This window comes from Aldersonia kunmingensis (assembly GCF_001646865.1).
Classification (GTDB): domain Bacteria; phylum Actinomycetota; class Actinomycetes; order Mycobacteriales; family Mycobacteriaceae; genus Aldersonia; species Aldersonia kunmingensis.
This window is the reverse complement of record NZ_LRRB01000121.1, coordinates 1-19281: the sequence shown is the minus strand read 5'-3', so window position 1 is coordinate 19281 and position 19281 is coordinate 1. Positions and strand designations below refer to the sequence as shown.

The following is a 19281-nucleotide window of genomic DNA, read 5'->3' as shown; positions in this document are numbered from 1 at the left end:
TGAGTAGCTGGAGCATCCTGGTGCCGCAGGCACTGCTCGGCGTCGGCTCGGTAGCCCTGCTGTGGGCGACCGTACGTCGCTACTTCGGCGCGGCCGCCGGCCTGCTCGCCGGTCTGGTGCTGGCCCTCACGCCGGTCGCGGTGCTGATGTTCCGCTTCAACAATCCCGATGCGCTGCTGGTGTTCCTGATGATCGCCGCGGTGTGGGCGATGCTGCGCGCAGTTTCCGATGGCCGCTGGCGCTGGCTCGTACTGACCGGTGTTTTCGTCGGATTCGGATTCCTCACCAAGCAACTCCAGGTGATGCTGGTCGTGCCGCCGCTGGCGCTGACCTATCTGATTGCCGGGCCGCCCAAGCTGGGCAAGCGCATCGCGCAGCTATTCGCGGCGCTGGCTGCCGTGGTCGTATCGGCGGGTTTGTGGCTGGCGATTGTCGAACTGTGGCCCGCGTCGTCGCGGCCGTGGATCGGTGGCTCGCAAGATAATTCGATCCTGGAACTGACCCTCGGCTACAACGGCCTCGGCCGGCTCAGCGGCAATGAGCGCGGCAGCGTCGTCCCCGGTGGCGGCGGCGAGGCGCTTGCGCAGGGTGCGGCCGATGGTGGCGGCTTCCCAGGTGGCGGGGGTCCCGGCGGAGGTATGTGGGGGGAGACCGGCGTCGGCCGGATGTTCGACGCCTCGCAGGGCGGTCAGATCGCCTGGCTCATCCCGGCCGCGCTTGCCCTGCTGGTGCTCGGGCTTGTGCTGCGTGGCCGCGCGCCGCGGACCGACCTCAAGCGTGCCTCGCTGATCGTCTGGGGCGGTTGGCTTCTCGTTACCGGACTGACGTTCAGCTTCATGGCCGGAATCTTCCACGCGTACTACACGGTGGCACTCGCGCCAGCGATTGCCGCACTGGTCGGCGCCGGGTCGGTACTCGCCTGGAAGCAGCGCGAAAAGCTTTGGGTGCGGTTGTCGCTTGCCGCAACAGTCGCGCTGACCGGTGTCACATCGTGGGTTCTGCTCTCGCGCACAACCGATTTCGTGCCGTGGGTGCGCTGGGTCGTACTGCTTGCCACGATCCTTGCGGCGGTGCTCCTCGCGCTGCCCAAGTTAGCTTCCGGTCGCGTCGCACTCGTCACCATCGGCGCCGCGATGATCGCCGGCCTCGCTGGGCCGGTCGCGTATGCGGCGGACACCATCTCGACGCCGCACACCGGCTCGATCGTTTCTGCCGGCCCCAATACCGGGTTCGGTCCCGGTGGGATGGGCGGGCATCGCGACGGCATGCGGGACGGCGGGGCGCCGAACGGCATGCCCGGCATGCCGGGCGCGCAGTCCGACGGTGCCGGTCAGATGCCGGGTGGACCCGGCGGCATGATGCCGGGCGGCCCGGGCGGGATGCCTCAGGGCCGGGGAATGACGCCCCCAATCGGCCAGCGCCAGGACGGTGGCATGGGCCAGGGCGGTCCCGGGGGATTGCTGAATGGCAGCAACCCGAGCGAGGAAATGATCGCTCTGCTCGAGGACGATGCCGACTCCTTCACCTGGGTCGCGGCGGCGATCGGTTCGCAGAACGCGTCCGGATACCAGCTCGCTACCGAGGAGCCGGTCATGCCGATCGGTGGGTTCAACGGAACCGACCCATCGCCGACGCTCGATGAGTTCAAGCAGTACGTCGCCGCGGGCGAGATCCACTACTTCATCGGTGGTGGCGGTGGACCCGGCGGACGCGAGGGCCACTCGTCCGATATCTCGCAGTGGGTGCAGGACAACTTCACCGCGAAGGCGGTAGGCGGGGCGACGGTCTACGACCTGACCGCGCCGACTTCCTGATCGAGTTCGAACCGACCGCCCCCGCATTCCGCGGGGGCGGTCGGCTTTCTGCAGGTGGATACATCGAGGTCGAACGGTATTCCGTATCCTCACAGCGTGCGCGTACTCGTCATTGGATCCGGAGCCCGTGAACATGCCCTGCTGCTCGCCCTCGCGAGCGACCCGGGGGTCACCGAGCTGTTTTGTGCGCCCGGCAATGCCGGGATCGCGGCCGTCGCGACGGTGCGCGAGGTCGACGCCTCGCATGGCCCGGCGGTGGTCGAACTCGCCAAGGAGGTCGGCGCCGACCTCGTGGTGGTCGGTCCCGAGGTGCCGCTGGTGCTCGGCGTGGCCGACGCGCTGCGCGCCGCCGGGATCGCGTGCTTCGGTCCGTCCGCGGACGCGGCCCGCATCGAGGGCTCGAAGGCGTTCGCCAAGGACGTCATGGCCGCCGCGGGCGTGCGCACCGCGCACAGCGAGATCGTGGACAACCCGGCCAAGCTCGATTCCGCGCTCGACCGATTCGGGCCGAACTGGGTGGTCAAGGACGACGGCCTGGCCGCAGGCAAGGGCGTCGTGGTCACCACCGACCGCGCTGCCGCCCGCGATCACGCCGCCGAGCTGCTGGAGAACGGCCATCCGGTGCTGCTCGAGTCGTTCCTCGATGGCCCCGAGGTCTCACTGTTCTGCCTGGTCGACGGCGAGACCGTCGTGCCGCTGCTGCCCGCGCAGGACCACAAGCGCGTCGGCGACAACGACGCCGGGCCCAACACCGGCGGCATGGGTGCCTACACGCCGCTGCCGTGGCTGCCCGAGGGAAGCGTCGAGCGCATCGTCGACGAGGTCGTCGCACCTGTCGCCGCCGAGCTGGTCCGCCGGGGGAGCGGGTTCAGTGGATTGCTCTACGCCGGGCTCGCGATCGGCAAGGAAGGGCCTGCGGTGGTGGAGTTCAACTGCCGCTTCGGCGACCCCGAGACTCAGGCCGTGCTTGCTCTGCTCGAGAGCCCGCTCGGCGAACTGCTGCACGCGACCGCGACCGGCACACTCGCCGACCAGCCCGCCCTTCGTTGGCGCGATGGTGCCGCGGTGGCCGTGGTGATCGCCGCCGAGAACTACCCGGGCACGCCCCGCACGGGCGACGTGATCAGTGGCTCGGACGCCGAGGGTGTCCTGCACGCCGGCACCGCCCGCCGAGATGACGGCGCGATCGTATCCGCCGGCGGCCGGGTGCTCAGTGTTATCGGCACCGGCGCGGATCTGTTGGCAGCGCGCGACGAGGCGTACCAGCGCCTGGCCGCAATCAAGTTGCCCGGCAGCCACTTTCGCACCGACATCGGCCTCGCCGCGGTGCTGGGCCGAATCACCGTTTAGCCCACAGCGCACGCCCAAACGGGCGCAAACGGGTGTAAAACATGTTCGTGGGTGCGAAGCTTCGCCCCCATTTACACAATTTGCACTCGGGAAGCGGGCGCAAACGGGTGCAACTTCCTCCCGGGTGCAAACTTCGCCCGGACTCCCGCTAGTTGATCCCAACCCCGTGCAGCGCGAGCCAGCGGACCGGGTCGACGTGCCGGCCGTTCATGATGACCTCGAAGTGCAGGTGCGGGCCGGTGGAGTCGCCGCGGTTGCCGACGCGGGCTATCTGCATTCCGGCCGGGACTCGCTCGCCGACGGAAACGAAGAAGTCGTACATGTGCCCGTACACGGTGATGCTGCCGTCGTCGTGCCGGATGCGCACCCAGAGCCCGAACCCCTGCGCCGGCCCGGCGTCGATCACCGTGCCTGCCGCCGCCGCGTAGATCGGGCTGCCAATCGGGGCGGAGATATCGATGCCCTGATGCACCGTGCCCCAGCGCGGGCCGAAGCCCGAGGAGAACGTGCCGCGCGCGGGCAGGGTGTATCCGCCAACACCGGGGAGCACGGAGATTCCGCCGCCGGAACCACCCATCCACGGCTGCCATTCGCCGGCGACGGCCGCAGCCGCCTCCCGCTTGGCGCGTTCGAGGGTCTGCCGCGCGGCGAACTCCACGACGTGCTGCTCGCGGATGCGCTCGCCCTTGGCGATCTGATGCACGTAGTTCGACGTGGACCGCGGCGTCATCAGCACTTGCTGTTCCTGACCCATGCCGAGCACCTTGGTGCTCGCCGCGTTTCGGAATGCCAGCCCATTCGGCAGGGTGTCGGCGGCAACGAACACCAGCGCGACAGCAGCTATCACCGCGTATACAACGCGTCGGCGCACCAACCCAGGCCCTCCGCTGTCCGTGCCGCTCGCTCCGATGACGGCGGAGCAAAGTACTCGCGACCATACACATCGTTCCTGAATGTGTGGGTGTTAGTGCGTGTGGAAGAGCGGCGAGACCAGGCGCTACCGTCGACCGCGTGCGCAGTGAGTCTGATCGGTCCAGGGTCGAGCCGTTCCATGTGATGGATGTGTGGAAGGCGGCGACCGAACGCGGCCGGACCCATGGCGATGTGCTTTCGCTCGCTGCGGGTCAGCCATCCACCCCGGCACCGGCACCGGTGCTGCGGGCCACGAAGGCGGCATTGGACTCGGAGTTGCTCGGCTACACGGAGACGTTTGGCATCGAACCGCTGCGCGCAGCGATCGCGGCTCATCACCACGCCACCACCGGTATCGCGGTCGATGCCGAGGACGTGGTCGTGACCACGGGTTCGTCGGGCGCGTTCACATTGATCTTTCTGGCCGCGTTCGACCAGGGCGACACGGTCGTCGTCGCCCGGCCGGGGTATCCCGCGTACCGCAACACCCTGACCGCCCTGGGCTGCAATGTGGTGGAGCTCGATTGCGGCCCGGAGACCCGATTCCAGCCGACTGTGGCGATGCTCGATGCGCTGCCCACCCCACCCGCCGGTTTGATCGTCGCGAGCCCGGCGAATCCGACCGGCACGATCATCGACCCGGAGGAACTCGCGGCGCTGGCTCGTTGGTGCGATGAGCACGGCACGTTGCTGATTTCGGACGAGATCTATCACGGCATCGTGTTCGGTGAGCAGGCCACGGCGTGCGCGTGGGAAACCTCGCGCGAGGCCGTCGTCATCGGGTCGGTGTCGAAGTACTTCTCGATGACCGGCTGGCGGCTCGGCTGGATGCTCGTGCCGCCGGGATTGCGCCGCGCATTGCAGCGGCTGGCATCGAACATGACGGTGTGCCCGCCCGCCATTTCCCAGTACGCCGCGATCGCCGCGTTCACCGATGAGGCAAAGGCCGAACTCGACTCGCATGTGCGTCGCTATGCCCTGAACCGGGAAGTTCTTCTGGATGGTTTGCCCGAAATCGGTATGGGTGACCTGGCGCCCGCGGACGGTGCGTTTTATGCCTACGCCAATATTGGGCAGTTGACCGACGACAGTACGGAATGGTGCCGTCGCGTGCTTGCCGAAACCGGGGTCGCGCTGGCACCCGGTATCGACTTCGACACCGTGAATGGTGTTCGGACAGTTAGATTTTCGTTCGCCGGCGCGACCGCTGATATCGAAGAGGCGCTCGACCGCTTGCGCAAATTCTAATTTGGCAAATCGATGTGCGGCGGCGGATTGCAACGAAATAGTCGCACTATCAATAACATTCCCGATTCCGGTGTGGGCATGTGCGCGTGCTGGCACGATGAGAAAGTGACCACCGCGGCAACACCTAAAGGTGAGCGTCGTAGACGGGCACTGGTCGCAGCCGCGGCCGAACTGATGCGAGAAGGCGGATTCGATGCGGTGCGGCACCGCGCGGTCGCGACGCGCGCGGATCTGCCACTCGCCGCGACCACGTACTACTTCGAGTCACTCGACGATTTGATCGTGGCCGCAGTCGAATTCAACGGATCGAGCGAACTCGACGGCATGCGCCTGCGGCTCGACGGTGTGACCCATCGCCGACGCGGTGCCGAGTCGACGGTGGACCTCATCCTCGACTTGATGGTTAGCAATGGGGACGGCGAGCCCGAGCGCGATCGGCTGATCTCGCGATACGAACGGCAGCTCGTCTCGGCGCGGCGGCCCGAACTGCGCGATGCGCAGCTGCAGTTGCGCAGTCAATACGACGATGTGCTGGCCGATGTTTTGCGCCGTTCCGGCCGCCAGGTCCGGTCCGAACAGCTGCGACGGCTCGCCGCGGTTGTCGACGGCGCGCTGGTGGGGGCCCTCACCGAGATCGACCCCGATCCGCGCAAGGTGGCGCGCGGGGCATTGCTGGAGGTCATCGATATCGTCGCGCCGTCCTCCGACAGTTAGCGGCCGAGGTCTCCGTAGACTGGAGAGCCGTGAGCGCCGAGAATGCCAGCCCTATCCGCGTCCCGAACGTCCTCGCCACGCGGTACGCCAGCCCCGAGCTGACCCGTTTGTGGTCGCCCGAGTACAAAATCGTGCTCGAGCGGCAGCTGTGGCTCGAGGTGCTGCGCGCGCAGGCCGATCTCGGCACCGACGCTGCGGTTTCGCAGGACGTCATCGCCGATTACGAGCGTGTGCTCGACAAGGTTGACCTCGCCTCGATCGCCGAGCGCGAGCGCGTCACCAGGCACGATGTGAAGGCGCGTATCGAGGAGTTCAACGATCTCGCCGGCCACGAGCACGTGCACAAGGGCATGACCAGCCGCGACCTCACCGAGAACGTCGAGCAGCTGCAGGTGCTGCGCTCGCTCGAGCATGTGCACTCGCACGGTGTCGCGATCGCCGCGCGGCTCGCCGAGCGGGCCGCGCAGTACCAGGGCGCGGTGATGGCCGGCCGTTCGCACAACGTCGCAGCGCAGGCCACGACGCTCGGCAAGCGCTTCGCGTCGGCCGCGGACGAGCTCCTCGTGGCACTCACCCGGCTGCGTGAGCTGATCGATCGCTATCCGCTGCGCGGCATCAAAGGCCCGATGGGCACCGCGCAGGACATGCTGGACCTGCTGGGCGGTGACGCCGCCAAGCTCGACGCACTCGAGCGCAAGGTGGCCGAACACCTCGGCTTCGCGCACGTCTTCACGAGCGTTGGCCAGGTGTACCCCCGCTCGCTCGACTTCGACGCGATCGCCGCCCTGGTCCAGGTGGGCGCAGGCCCGTCGTCGCTCGCGCACACCATTCGCCTGATGGCCGGACACGAGCTGGTCACCGAGGGTTTCCAGCCGGGCCAGGTGGGCTCGTCGGCGATGCCGCACAAGATGAACACCCGCTCGTGCGAGCGCGTCAACGGACTGCAGGTCGTGCTGCGCGGCTACGCCTCGATGGCCGGCGAGCTCGCCGGAGCGCAGTGGAACGAGGGCGACGTTTTCTGCTCGGTGGTTCGCCGCGTGGCTCTGCCGGATGCGTTCTTCGCCATCGACGGCCTGATGGAAACCTTCCTCACGGTGCTCGCCGAGTTCGGTGCATACCCGGCGGTGATCGAGCGTGAACTCAACCGCTACCTGCCGTTCCTCGCCACCACCCGGATCCTGATGGCCGCGGTCCGCGTCGGGGTCGGTCGCGAGACGGCACACGAGGTCATCAAGGAGCACGCCGTCGCAGTCGCGCTCGCGATGCGCGAGCAGGGCCGCGAGCCCGATCTGCTCGATCGGCTCGCCGCCGACGACCGGCTCCCGCTGGACCGGGCGGCGCTCGATGCCGCGCTGGCGGACAAGTCCGCGTTCATTGGCGCGGCCGATGCGCAGGTCAACGCGGTTGTCGAGGCCGTGGACAAGCTCGTGCAGCAGTATCCCGAGGCGGCCAAGTACGCGCCCTCGCCGATCCTGTAACCGTGGATCCGTACAGCATTTTCAGCGACATCGTCGCCGGTCGTGCACCCGCGAGCCGGGTGTTCGAGGACGACGACGTGGTCGCGTTCATGGACATCCGGCCCTTCACGCCCGGCCACGTGCTCGTGATTCCGAAGCAGCCCGCACGGAACCTCGCCGAGCTCGATCCGGAGATCGGCGCGAAGCTGTTCCAGGTCGGGCAGCGCCTTGCTGCCGCCCTGCGGGACAGCGAGGTCGCGGCGGACGGCGTCAACTTCTTCCTGGCCGACGGCATCGCCGCCGGTCAGGAGGTATTTCACGTCCATCTGCACGTGATCCCGCGGACCTCGGGCGACGGCTTCGGGCTGCGCGGCCGACCGACCAGCCCGCATCGCGCGGACCTCGACTACCTGGCGTCGTCGATTCGCGGCACGCTCGAACGCAGCTGATCAGGACGCGGAGCGTTTCGGCATCATCGCGGCCGCCGCGATCATGAACACGGACGCGACGGCGATGACCACGAATACCGGGTGGATGGCGTCCGCCAACTGCTCGGGCGTGGGCTGATCGACGCGGCCGATGTGCGAGTTGACGATCGCGCCGAACGCGGCAACACCCACGGCGCTGCCGATCGACCGGGTGAACATGTTCGTTGAGGTCACGACGCCGCGTTCGGCCCAGTCGACGCTCGATTGCGCGGCGATCAGAGTCGGGCTCGCGACCAGGCCCATCCCGGCGCCGATGATGAAGCAACACGCCGCCACGTACCAGATCTCGGAGCCCTCGGTGATGAGTGTGGTCAACAGCGCGCCCACGGTCACGAGGACGCTGCCGATGACCCCGGTCGCGCGGAAGCCCAGGCGCAGGTAGACGCGGCCGGACAGCGAGGCGGTCAGCGGCCATCCGAGGGTCAACGCCGCTACCGCGAAACCTGCCACGATCGCGCTGGTGCCGAGCGCACCCTGTACGAACGTCGGCACGTAGGACGTCAGGGCGAGCACAATCGCGCCGACCAAAACCGCGACGAGGCAACTTGCAACCAGAACGCGTCGCGTGAACAGCCACAGCGGCAGGATCGGGTTGGCGGCGCGGCGCTCGGCGAAACCGAACGCGATGAGCAGGATCGCGCCACCGCCGAGCACGGTGTAACTGGCGGGCGAATTCCACGCCCACGCGTGCCCGCCTTCGAGCAGACCCAGAATGACCGCACCCGCGCCGATGGTGAGCAGCACTGTGCCCAGATAGTCGATCTCCGGTTTGGTGGTGGCCGGTCGTTCCTCGTGCAGATTGCGAAAGAGCATCCACGCGGCGAGCACGCACAGCGGGATGTTGATGAAGAAGATCCACCGCCAGGACAGGTATTCCGAGAACACACCACCGAGGGTCGGTCCGAGGACGGCCGAGATCGCCCAGACGCTGGCCAGATAGCCCTGGGCCTTCGCGCGTTCGGCGACGGTGTAGATATCGCCCGCGATAGTGATCGACATCGGCTGCACCGCCCCGGCTCCGAGGCCCTGGACCGCCCGGAATGCGATCAGCGCGATCATGCTCGTCGCAAGCCCGCACAGTATTGAGCCGAGCAGGAAAACGCCTATGCCCCAAAGAATTACGGGCTTGCGGCCGAAAGTGTCGGCGAGCTTGCCGTAGATCGGCACCGACACCGCCTGCGCGAGCAGGTAGATGGAGAACAGCCAGGGGAACTGGGTGAACCCGCCGAGGTCGCCGACGATTGTGAGCACCGCTGTGGCGATGATCGTGGAGTCGAGCGCGACTAGCGAGGTCGACAGCATCAGCGCGAGCAGGACCGGACCGCGGTCGGAACGAAGGCCGATGGAGCGGCGGTCCACGATCTGCTCGGTCACTTCTGCACACTATCGCCGACGTCCGATCGCAAACCGACGGAGTACGGGAGCCACATCACACTGCCCCTGCCCGTAGGGTGAGCAAACGTGCGCCCATCCCTTTCCTCGTATGAGTACCTGGCCGGCGGCAAAGTCCGCGACCTGTATGGCATCGACGACGAGCACATGCTGCTCGTCGCATCGGACCGGATCTCCGCGTATGACCACGTGTTGAGCACCGAGATCCCGGACAAGGGCCGCATCCTCACCGCGATGAGCTTCTACTTCTTCCGCAAGCTCGCGGTCCCCAATCATCTCGCCGGACCCGCCGAGGACGAGCGCATCCCCGCCGAGGTCCTGGGCCGCGCGATGGTCGTGAAGCGCCTGAAGATGCTGCCGATCGAGTGCGTCGCGCGTGGCTACCTCACCGGTTCCGGACTTGCCGATTACCAGCGCACCGGAGCGGTGTGCGGCGTCGCGCTGCCCGAGGGCCTCGTCGAGTCGAGCCGCCTGCCCGAGCCGATCTTCACGCCCGCCGCGAAGGCCGAGATCGGCGAGCACGACGAGAACATCTCCTTCGACGACGTTGTGGACCGTGTCGGTCAGGATCTCGCGGTCAAGCTGCGCGAGGACACCATCGACATCTACTCGCGTGCGGTGATGCTGGCCGAGGAGCGGGGCATCATCCTCGCGGATACGAAATTCGAGTTCGGCGTCGATCCCAGCGGCCGGCTGGTCATTGCCGACGAGGTGCTGACCCCGGATTCATCGCGCTACTGGCCCGCGGACAGCTACGAGGCCGGACGCACGCAGCCGAGCTTCGACAAGCAGTACGTGCGCGACTGGCTCACCTCTCCCGAGTCGGGCTGGGACCGCGCATCCGATACGCTCCCGCCGGCGCTGCCGGACGATGTGGTTGCGGCCACCCGGGCCCGCTACATCGAGGCCTACGAGCGAATCTCCGGACTGTCCTTCGACGACTGGGTTAGCTAACAACGCGGTACAAAATGGCGACGACTACGGTGGTCGCCATGGCAGTCGAGCCCGATACCGAGACCACCACCGTTGTGACCCCGCCGGTGGCCAAAACAGTGCCCACCGAGCGCGTGCATCACGGCGATGTCGTGATCGACCAGTACGAGTGGCTGCGGGACAAGGACGACGCCGAGGTCATCGCCTACCTCGAGGCCGAGAACGCCTACACCGAGGCGCAGACGGAGCATCTGAAGCCGCTGCAGGACAAGATCTTCAACGAGATCAAGTCACGGACGAAGGAGACCGACCTCTCGGTCCCGACCCGGATGGGCGAGTTCTGGTACTACGCCCGCAGCTTCGAGGGCAAGCAGTACGGCGTGAGCTGCCGCTGCCCGATCGACGGCCCGGACGACTGGAATCCGCCGGTGCTGTCCGTCGATGCCGATATCCCCGGTGAGCAGATCCTGCTCGACAGCAACGAGCTGGCCGAGGGGCATGACTTCTTCGCGCTCGGCGCGTTCTCGATCAGTCACGACGGGACGCTGCTGGCGTACTCGACCGACGTCAAGGGCGACGAGCGCTACACGATGCGCTTCAAGGATCTGCGCACGGGCGAATTGCTGCCCGACGAAATCACGGGCACCGCACCGGGCGCCACGTGGGCCATCGACCACCAGCATGTCTTCTATCTGACGGTGGACGAGTCGTGGCGGCCGGACACGGTATGGCGGCACAAGCTCGGCACCGAGCGGACGGCCGACACGCAGGTGTTCCATGAGCCGGATGAGCGGTACTGGGTGGGCGTGGGTTCGACGCGTTCGGAGAAGTACCTCATGATCTGGCTGGGCTCGAAGATCACCACCGAAGGCTGGATGCTCGAATCTTCCAATCCGGAAGGCGAATTCAGGGTCATCCTCCCGCGGCGCGAAGGCGTGGAGTATTCCGCCGAGCACGCCGTGATCGCGGGTGAGGATCGATTCCTCATCATGCACAACGACGTTGTCGACGGCGTGAAGGCCGAGAACTTCGTCCTGGCCGAGGCTCCGATCGACAATCCGTCGGAAATGAACATCCTGATCGGGCATCACGACGATGTCCGGCTGGAGGACGTCGACGCGTTCTCGGACCATCTCGTGCTCAGCTATCGGCGAGAAGCATTGCCGCGCCTGGCGATCTGGCCGCTGACCGAAACCGGTTACGGCGAGCGGAGCGAACTCGACTTCGATCTCGAGCTGTTCACGGTGGGCGGTGGATCGAACCCAGAGTGGGTGCAGCCCACGCTGCGCTTCGGCATGGGCTCGTTCATTACTCCGGCTCGGGTGTTCGACTACGTCCTCGCGACCGGAGAGATGTTGCTGCGCAAGGAACAGCCTGTGCTCGGCGAGTTCGATCCTGGCGAGTACGAGCAGCACCGCGCCTGGGCGACGGCGGCCGACGGCACACAGATTCCGATCTCGATCACGAAGCGCAAGGACATCACCGAGCCGGCGCCACTCCTGCTGTACGGCTACGGATCGTACGAATCCAGCACCGATCCCTCCTTCTCGGTCGCACGTCTGTCACTCCTCGACCGGGGCATGATCTTCGCGGTGGCGCATGTGCGCGGCGGCGGCGAGATGGGCCGGCTCTGGTACGAGAATGGCAAGACGCTCACCAAGAAGAACACCTTCACCGACTTCGTCGACTGCGCACGGCATCTCGTGGATACCGGCGTCACGACCCCGCAGCAGATGGTCGCCGACGGCGGTAGCGCGGGTGGTCTGTTGATGGGCGCGGTGGCCAACCTCGCGCCCGAGCTGTTCGCCGGTATCGATGCGAACGTGCCGTTCGTCGATCCGCTGACCTCGATCCTCGATCCGTCGCTCCCACTCACCGTCATCGAGTGGGACGAGTGGGGAAATCCCCTGGCGGACAAAGAGGTCTACGAGTACATGAAGTCCTACAGCCCGTACGAGAATGTCGAGGCGAAGGACTACCCGGCGATCCTGGCGATCACGAGCATCAACGACACCCGGGTGCTCTACGTCGAACCGGCGAAATGGGTTGCGCGACTGCGGGCGACCAAGACCGGCGATTCGCAGCTGCTGCTCAAGACCGAGATGAGTGCCGGCCACGGCGGCGTCAGTGGGCGCTATGCGAAGTGGAAGGAAGTGGCGTTCGAGTTCGCGTGGATTCTGTCCACGGCGGGGGCGGTCTGAGCTAGCTGCTATTTCGGCCGGCGCGCGGGTCGATCATCTCGGTTAGCCGCTCGGCGATCTCGGGATTGTTCGTCCCGTCGCCGAGGAGCTGCACGAGCATGCTCGACCCGATGATGATCGTGAGGAGTGAGGCCGCGTCCCGGCGCGCCTCGTCCTCGTTGGCGCCGTCGCGACGCAGCTCATCGGCCAGCATCACCAGGCCCGGGCTGCCGAACTCGCGCCACAGCGAGACGCGGAGATCGGTGTGGTCGCGCAGCGCGGCAATCAGGCCCGGAAGTGCCGCGCGAACCTCGGGTTTGGCGAACAGATCGAGCGTGTAGGTGAACCCGCGGCGGATCCAATCGTCGAGGTCGGTCGCCTCTGCGGTCGGAGCGTAGGCGTCCATCCAGCCGAAGACCGCCTCGAACACGAGGTGGGTCTTGGACGGCCAGCGGCGATAGAGCGCCGGCTTGCCGACGCCGGCCCGCTCGGCAATGGCGACCATGGTGGTCTGGTCCCAGCCGACCTCGGCGAGCAACTCGCGTGCCGCGGCGAGCGCGGCGTCATCGATCGCGCGGCTGCGCGGACGCCCGCGCGCCGGACCCGACCGTGCGGGTGCTCGGCCCGATCGTTCATCGGCGGGGGAGGACATGCCCGCGATGGTAGCCGTGCGGAATTGCGTATCCGTTACGGGGCGTCACGTTAGAGCGCGCGAGGGTAGGCGCCGAGCGACACCGGGTTCTCCACGATCGCCAGCAGTGCGCCGCGCAGATCCTCCAGGGGGCGTCGGTCGCGCAGTTCGTGGAAGCTGATGTCGGCGGCCATGGCAACCGCGAGTGCCGCGACCGGAGCGGCGGGGTCCCAGCCGATCGCCGCGAGGTCCTGCTCGATCAGTGCGGCGAAGCGCGCGTTGCGAATGCTCACTTCCTCGCCGAGATCGGTTTCCGAACGCGCCTGGGCAAGTAGCGCTTTCGTGCCGCGCGTGCGCAGGCAGCCGTCCAGGAACGCGGGCAGACCGGCTCGCAGCCGTGCCATGCCGGGATCGAGGCCGTCGACCGCGGCGAGCACCGTCGCCTCGAGTTCGTCGTGATAGTGGCGGTGCAACTCGATGAGGTAGCTACGGCGGTCGGGAAAGTGCTGATAGAAGCTGCCCTTGGCCATCGAGGCCGTCGAGGTGACCGCATTCACCGACAACCCGCCGATGCCCTGCTCCTCCGCGAGCGTGAAGCCGGCCTCGATCAGCGCCTTGCGCCCGGGGCCTGCGGGACGTGCCACGGTCTCACCCTTCCGTCGTTGCGAGTGCGAGTGTACTGTCACCCGAGTAAATGACCGACCGGTCGGTCATTAATCCCGAAGTCGATGACGAGGTGGGGAAATGCAGGTTCGAGCAGTGCTCATGGCGGGACTCGCAGTCGCCGCGGTAATGGCTTCCACCGGTCCGGCGGCAGCCGATGTGCCCGACTATCCGTACAGCTACCTGCACGGCCTCACCCTGGCCGACGTGCCGGCCGAAACCGATTGCACGCCGGCGCCCGGAAAGGCCGACCCGGTGGTGCTGCTGCCCGGTTTCATCGCGAACTCCGCGACGACCTGGCAGGCGCTCGCCCCCCAGCTGCGCGACGAGGGCTACTGCGTTTACCTGTTCGACTACGGCCACACCTCGTGGTCGGGCGACTTCGGCGGAATCGCCTCGGTGGTCCCTGCAGCACGCGAGTTTGCGCGGTACGTCGATGACCTTCTCGCCGAAACCGGTTCGCGGAAAATCGATTTGATCGGCCACTCCGAAGGCGGCACCATGCCGTTCTACCACCTGACCCGCCTCGACGGCACGTCGAAAGTGGACAGTTACATCGGTATCGCCCCGCTCTACCGCGGCACGACGCAGTGGGGTCTCGCGCCGCTCATCAACCTTGCGTATGCCTCGCCGGTGGCACCGGCCCTGGGCGACTTCTGCGGTGCGTGCGGAGACATGATCGCCGGATCGCGATTCCTCACCGACCTCGCCGCGCATGGCGACTCCGCGCCGGGGGTCAGGTTCACCAACATCATGACGCGGTACGACGAGAACGCGACGCCGTACACAACGGGCATGCTCGACGGCGCCAACGTCACGAATGTCGTCGTCCAAGACCGTTGCGCGACCGACTATTCCGACCACTACCAGTTGCCGTACTCGCCGACGACGGCGTCGATCGTCCTCGACGCCCTCGATCCGGGGCGGAACCAGCCGACTGCCTGCGCGCTGTCCCTGCCGATCCTGGGCGTGCCGGGGCGCTGATTTCTGATCCGCAATCGCCGTTCACTATGTGGGACGGGGCGCAAGTTGTGAACGGAAGTTCAGTTGCGCTCAGCGGAGTGAACGGAAGCGTTCACTCCGTCTAACGCAACAAATCCTCCGTTCACTGTGTGAAACCGGTGCACGCCGTGCGGGATGCCGAAGCCGCTGAGCAGGGCCGTTGACCTTATCGTGACGGCGCGTTACGTTATGGCGACGTTGTCAGTGGTCAATCAGGAGTGTTCGAGAATGGCGCAGTTACTCGAGGGCAAGACGATCGTCGTGGCCGGTGTCGGCACCGGGCTCGGACGCGAGGTCGCCCTTGCGGCCAGTCGTGACGGGGCCAATGTCGTGCTCGGAGCCCGCACCGAAGCGAACCTGAAGGCCACCGCCGAGGAGATCGATCCCACCGGCGAGCGCGTCGCCTATGCCGTCACCGACATGGCCGAGCAGGCCGACTGCGACAACCTCATCAAGGTCGCCGCGGACAAGTTCGGTTCGGTCGACGCGATCTCGATCGTCGCGGCGAAGGATGCCGTCTTCGGCGGCCTCGAAGGCGCAGACCTCGATGCCTGGAAGGACGTCTTCGACTTCAACGTGATTGCCGCCATGCGGCTCACTCAGGCGGCGCTGCCCGAGCTGTCCAAGAACGGCGGCTCGGTCGTGCTGGTTGGCACGCAGGCGATGTTCAATCCCGCGCTGCCGCAGACGGCGTACGCGTCGTCCAAGGGCGCGCTGCACTCCGCCATGTTCTCGCTCGCCAAAGAGTTGGGCCCCAAGAAGATCCGGGTCAACATGGTCGTGCCCACCTGGATGTGGGGACCGAACGTCGAGATCTACGTGCAGATGACCGCCAAGCAGCGCGGTGTTTCCGAGGAAGAGGTCAAGGCCGGCATCGCCAAGAAGATGGCGCTGCGCGAGATCCCGGAGGACGGCGACGTCGCCAACTCGGTGGTCTTCTTCGCCTCCGACCACGCCCGCATGTTGACCGGTCAGACCCTGATAGTCAACGGCGGCGAATACTTCCGCTAATGGCGGGTTAACGGTCATAATCCGCTGATGCACAAAAGAATTGACGGCGTCCGGTGAGGGTTCTGCTCACCGGCGCGTTTGGGAACATCGGCTCCTACGTGCTCGCCGAGCTACTGCGGCGCGGCCACGAGGTGCGGGCGTTCGCGCTGGACACGCCTGCGGACCGGGAGCGTGCAAAGCAGTTCCAGAACCTGACCGATGTGCGCTGGGCGGATATCACCGACGCCGACGCAGTCGAATCGGCCGTTGACGACATGGACGTGGTGCTGCACTTCGCCGCCATGATTCCGCCCGCGAGCGAGGCCGATCCCGCGCTCGCGCGGGCGATCAATGTCGACGGCACCGCGAACGTGATCGCCGCCTGCCAGGCCCAGGCGGTCGCGCCGCGGCTGATGTTCGCGTCCACGTTCGACGTGCACGGCAACACGCTGGACAAGGAGCCGCCGCGTCAGATCGACGATCCCTTCGACGCGATTGATGACTACAGCGCGCACAAGATCGAATGCGAAGCGCTCGTGAAGACCTCGGGGCTCGAGTGCTTCGTGCCGCGCTTCGCGGACGTGCCGCTGATCGCGCTGCGCAAGGCCGAACCGATCATGTTCGAGATCGGCCTGAAGAACCGCATCGAGGTGCTGCACCCGATCGATGCCGCGCTGGCTGTTGCCAATGCCCTCGAAGTGGACGAGGTGTGGGGGAAGACCCTGTTCATCGGCGGCGGAGCCAGTTGCCAGGTGACCTACCGGGAATTTCTCACCCGCATCATGGGCGCGATGGGGTTGCGGCTGCCGCCTGAGGCTGCGTTCGCGGACAAGCCGTACGCCACCGACTGGGTGGACACGGCTGAGAGCGAGCGGCTGCTGCGGTATCAGCAGCGCGATTTCGATGCGATCACCTCCGACATCGCCGCGTTGCTTGGCCCGCGTCGTTACGTCATGCCCTTGGTCCGGCCGTTCGTGCAGCGCTCGATCCTGCGGCTGTCGCCCTACTGGCCGGCCGCCCGCGCGGGATAGAGCCCCGAGCACCGGCCAAGCGGGTGCGAATTGCGTTCTTGCGGGCAAAACTTCGCACCCACGAGGAAGGTGTGCACCGACGAGGGCATACCTAACGGGTGCAAATTGTGTTCGAGGGGGCGAAGTTTCGGCCCCGGGAACGAGGTTTGCACTCGTGAAGCATGGGCAGATCCGCTACTTCCAGCGATAGCGCACCTGCGGGCGCCCGGCCCGCCCATATTCGGTGTGCCGGGTGACCGTGCCGTCGTCGGCGAGTTTCTCCAGATATCGCCACGCGGTCACGCGCGAGACCCCGATCGCCGCACCCACTTCGGCGGCGCCGAGCCCTTCCGGCGCTGCCCGCACCGCCCGCGCGATCTCGTCGAAGGTGTCCGCGGATACGCCCTTTGGGGCCGTTCCTCGTTCGTCGGCGGTGCGTAGCGCGCTCATTGCCCGGTCGATATCGCGCTGGGACACGGCGGCTTCGCCGGCGGGCAGCGCTTCGCGGTAGGTGGCATAGCGCTCGAGCTTGTCGCGGAAGGCAGCGAAGGTGAACGGCTTGAGCAAGTAGAGGATCACGCCATGCGCGACGGCCGACCGGACCACCGCCAGGTCCCGGGCCGAGGTGATCGCGATGACGTCCGGGCTCGGCCGCAGCCCACCGAGCGCACCGGCGAGATCGAGTCCGTTCGCATCCGGCAGGCCGATATCGAGCAAGACGAGATCGATTGGCTCGCCGCTGCCGTTCGCATTGCTCACCGCACGCATCGCCTCCCGGGCGGTGTGCACTACTCCGGTGCAATGGAATCCGGGCACACGGCCGAGGTAGGTGCGGTGCGCTTCCGCGATCAGCGGCTCGTCCTCCACGATCAGCACCGAGATCATGTCGCGCTCCGCGGAATGCGAACAATGATGGCGGCGCACGGTTCCCGCTGCGCCTCGATCGAGCCGTGATGACGTGCCACGAGTTGCCCGACGAGCGCGAGACCGAGGCCGTGGTGGCCGGTCTTGGTGGAGTAACCGCGGGCGCGTGCGGCAGCGAATGCGTCGGCGTCCAATCCGGGGCCACTGTCGGCCACCTGCACGAGAAGCGACGAGTCATCTTGCGTGACTGTCACTTCCACCCAGCCACCGTCGTCCTGCGCCGCGATATCGATGGCGTTGTCGATCAGGTTGCCGACCAACGTCACCGCCTCGTGCGGCGTCAGCGGCTCGGTAGAATCGAGTGCCGTCTCGTCCGCGACGGTGAGCTCTACGCCCCGCTCGGCGGACTGATCGACCTTGCCCAGCAGCAAGGCCGCGAGCGCGGGCTCGCCGACCGTGTTGGTCAGCCGGTCGATCAGGTGTTGGGAGAGTTGCAGTTCCGCGGTCGCGAACTCCACGGCGGCGTCGTATCGGCCGAGTTCGACCATGGTGATCACCGTGTGCAGCTTGTTCGCCGACTCGTGGGCCTGGGCCCGCAGCGAATCGGCGAACCCACGCACCGAATCGAGTTCGCCCATGACGGACTGCAATTCGGTGTGGTCGCGAATGGTCAGCACAGTGCCGATGGTGCGGCCACCCCACACGACGGGTTCCTGATTCGCCACCAGCACCCGGGCCGGGGTCACGTGCATCTCGTCGCGGGTGTTCCGCTCGCCCAAACCCTGTAGCGAAGCCGGCAGGTCGCTGCGGCGCACCGGCCCGGGCGGCAGGTCGAGCAGTCGGCGCCCTTCGTCGTTCACCACAGCGGCGTACCCGTCCCGGCCCGTATCGATATCGAAGACGAGTAGGCCTTCGCGGACGGAGTGCAGTACCGCCTCGTGATGCTCGAACATCGCTCGCAACTCGGCGGGCGCCATGCCGTGCGTCTGGCGCCGTAGCCGCCTGCTCAGCAACAGGGAACCGGCGAGCGCAACCACGATGCCGAGCCCGACGACGAGCAGGATCCCCGGCAGCTGCCCGGTCACCTCGGACCCGATCTTGGTACGAGTGACGCCCGCGGAGACAAGCGCGACCACCTGGCCGTCGTCGTACACCGGCGTGACCGCGCGGATGGATGGGCCGAGGGTGCCGGCGTAGGTCTCGGTGAACGTCTCACCTGCCAGCGCGCGGTCGATGGTCCCGGTGAACTGCTTTCCGATCTGGTCCGGGTCGGTGTGCGTGAACCGGGTGCGATCGGGCGCCATCACGACGATGAAGTCCATCCCGGTTTGCATCCGGATCTGCTCGGTCTGTGGCTGCAGCAGTGCGGTCGGGTTAGCGCTGCGGACCGCGGCCACCGTGGACGGCGCCGAGGCCAGCGTCACGGCGACGGCGGTGACCTCGTCACGGGTGGCCTCGTCGCTGTCATGGCGAGCGTCGAACAGGGCGAGCACACCGCCTGCTGCGATCACCACGACGAGCACCGTCAGTTGGAGCGCGAGCACCTGCCGCGCGAGGGGCATATCGCGCAGGTTCACGTGCACTCCTCTGGGTGAACGAAATGAACTCAACGGTGACTCGCGGCTCGGATCAC

The 19281-nt window shown here is 66.9% G+C and carries 17 protein-coding genes; 11 read left to right on the top strand and 6 right to left on the bottom strand.

Annotated elements, in window-relative coordinates:
- Both A8G08_RS09820 and purD read left to right on the top strand, forming a co-directional pair.
- On the top strand, window positions 1-1814 hold a 1814-nt coding region (locus A8G08_RS09820), incomplete at its 5' end, for a glycosyltransferase family 39 protein (protein ID WP_084436082.1).
- A 96-nt stretch (window positions 1815-1910) separates the two neighbouring features.
- Complete coding sequence (purD, locus tag A8G08_RS09815; protein WP_068273257.1) at window positions 1911-3164, top strand: phosphoribosylamine--glycine ligase; 1254 nt, start codon at window positions 1911-1913, stop codon at window positions 3162-3164.
- A 148-nt stretch (window positions 3165-3312) separates the two neighbouring features.
- Here purD and A8G08_RS09810 read toward each other — a convergent pair whose 3' ends face one another.
- Window positions 3313-4035: a M23 family metallopeptidase gene (locus A8G08_RS09810; RefSeq protein WP_425394547.1), complete on the bottom strand. Its 723-nt coding sequence runs from the start codon at window positions 4033-4035 to the stop codon at window positions 3313-3315.
- Between the two features lie 140 nt (window positions 4036-4175).
- Between A8G08_RS09810 and A8G08_RS09805 the strand changes: the two genes are divergently transcribed.
- From A8G08_RS09805 to A8G08_RS09790, 4 genes are all read left to right on the top strand, one after another.
- On the top strand, window positions 4176-5324 hold the full coding sequence (locus tag A8G08_RS09805; protein WP_068273253.1) for a pyridoxal phosphate-dependent aminotransferase: 1149 nt from the start codon (window positions 4176-4178) through the stop codon (window positions 5322-5324).
- Between the two features lie 105 nt (window positions 5325-5429).
- Window positions 5430-6038: a TetR/AcrR family transcriptional regulator gene (locus tag A8G08_RS09800; RefSeq protein ID WP_068273270.1), complete on the top strand. Its 609-nt coding sequence runs from the start codon at window positions 5430-5432 to the stop codon at window positions 6036-6038.
- 53 nt (window positions 6039-6091) lie between these two features.
- Window positions 6092-7516, top strand: coding sequence for an adenylosuccinate lyase (gene purB, locus A8G08_RS09795; protein ID WP_068273269.1), 1425 nt, complete (start codon window positions 6092-6094; stop codon window positions 7514-7516).
- Window positions 7517-7518: 2 nt separating this feature from the next.
- Complete coding sequence (locus A8G08_RS09790) at window positions 7519-7944, top strand: HIT family protein (RefSeq protein WP_068273251.1); 426 nt, start codon at window positions 7519-7521, stop codon at window positions 7942-7944.
- On the opposite strand, the gene A8G08_RS09785 is transcribed toward A8G08_RS09790, so the two are convergent.
- A complete protein-coding gene (locus A8G08_RS09785) occupies window positions 7945-9357 on the bottom strand; it encodes an MDR family MFS transporter (protein ID WP_068273250.1) in 1413 nt (470 codons plus the stop codon).
- 87 nt (window positions 9358-9444) lie between these two features.
- Here A8G08_RS09785 and A8G08_RS09780 point away from each other — a divergent pair, with 87 nt between their 5' ends.
- Window positions 9445-10329, top strand: a complete 885-nt coding sequence (locus A8G08_RS09780; protein WP_068273249.1) for a phosphoribosylaminoimidazolesuccinocarboxamide synthase — start codon at window positions 9445-9447, stop codon at window positions 10327-10329.
- Between the two features lie 38 nt (window positions 10330-10367).
- Window positions 10368-12509 (top strand): S9 family peptidase, encoded by a 2142-nt coding sequence (locus tag A8G08_RS09775; protein ID WP_068273267.1) that lies wholly within the window; start codon window positions 10368-10370, stop codon window positions 12507-12509.
- 1 nt (window position 12510) lies between these two features.
- Here A8G08_RS09775 and A8G08_RS09770 read toward each other — a convergent pair whose 3' ends face one another.
- Together A8G08_RS09770 and A8G08_RS09765 are read right to left on the bottom strand one after the other, a co-directional pair.
- Complete coding sequence (locus A8G08_RS09770) at window positions 12511-13140, bottom strand: TetR/AcrR family transcriptional regulator (RefSeq protein ID WP_068273248.1); 630 nt, start codon at window positions 13138-13140, stop codon at window positions 12511-12513.
- Between the two features lie 50 nt (window positions 13141-13190).
- Window positions 13191-13763, bottom strand: coding sequence for a TetR/AcrR family transcriptional regulator (locus tag A8G08_RS09765; protein WP_068273247.1), 573 nt, complete (start codon window positions 13761-13763; stop codon window positions 13191-13193).
- A gap of 100 nt (window positions 13764-13863) precedes the next feature.
- Here A8G08_RS09765 and A8G08_RS09760 point away from each other — a divergent pair, with 100 nt between their 5' ends.
- From A8G08_RS09760 to A8G08_RS09750, 3 genes are all read left to right on the top strand, one after another.
- The gene (locus A8G08_RS09760; protein WP_084436079.1) at window positions 13864-14766 is read left to right on the top strand and encodes an esterase/lipase family protein; all 903 of its coding nucleotides are present in this window, start codon (window positions 13864-13866) and stop codon (window positions 14764-14766) included.
- 246 nt (window positions 14767-15012) lie between these two features.
- Window positions 15013-15795 (top strand): SDR family oxidoreductase, encoded by a 783-nt coding sequence (locus A8G08_RS09755; protein ID WP_068273246.1) that lies wholly within the window; start codon window positions 15013-15015, stop codon window positions 15793-15795.
- Between the two features lie 53 nt (window positions 15796-15848).
- Window positions 15849-16805: an NAD-dependent epimerase/dehydratase family protein gene (locus tag A8G08_RS09750; protein WP_068273245.1), complete on the top strand. Its 957-nt coding sequence runs from the start codon at window positions 15849-15851 to the stop codon at window positions 16803-16805.
- A 174-nt stretch (window positions 16806-16979) separates the two neighbouring features.
- On the opposite strand, the gene A8G08_RS09745 is transcribed toward A8G08_RS09750, so the two are convergent.
- Complete coding sequence (locus tag A8G08_RS09745; protein ID WP_068273243.1) at window positions 16980-17669, bottom strand: response regulator; 690 nt, start codon at window positions 17667-17669, stop codon at window positions 16980-16982.
- Entirely contained in the window at window positions 17666-19210 is a 1545-nt protein-coding gene (locus tag A8G08_RS09740) for a sensor histidine kinase (RefSeq protein WP_068273263.1), read from the bottom strand. The genes A8G08_RS09745 and A8G08_RS09740 overlap by 4 nt, the downstream gene beginning before the upstream one ends.
- Between the last annotated feature and the right edge of the window lie 71 nt (window positions 19211-19281).

Excerpts from the sequence above, each read along its gene's own strand:
- A8G08_RS09755 (WP_068273246.1), top strand. The coding sequence starts at position 15,013 with ATGGCGCAGTTACTCGAGGGCAAGACGATCGTCGTGGCCGGTGTCGGC.
- A8G08_RS09745 (WP_068273243.1), bottom strand. The coding sequence starts at position 17,669 with ATGATCTCGGTGCTGATCGTGGAGGACGAGCCGCTGATCGCGGAAGCG.
- A8G08_RS09770 (WP_068273248.1), bottom strand. The coding sequence starts at position 13,140 with ATGTCCTCCCCCGCCGATGAACGATCGGGCCGAGCACCCGCACGGTCG.
- A8G08_RS09740 (WP_068273263.1), bottom strand. The coding sequence starts at position 19,210 with ATGCCCCTCGCGCGGCAGGTGCTCGCGCTCCAACTGACGGTGCTCGTC.
- A8G08_RS09775 (WP_068273267.1), top strand. The coding sequence starts at position 10,368 with ATGGCAGTCGAGCCCGATACCGAGACCACCACCGTTGTGACCCCGCCG.
- A8G08_RS09760 (WP_084436079.1), top strand. The coding sequence starts at position 13,864 with ATGCAGGTTCGAGCAGTGCTCATGGCGGGACTCGCAGTCGCCGCGGTA.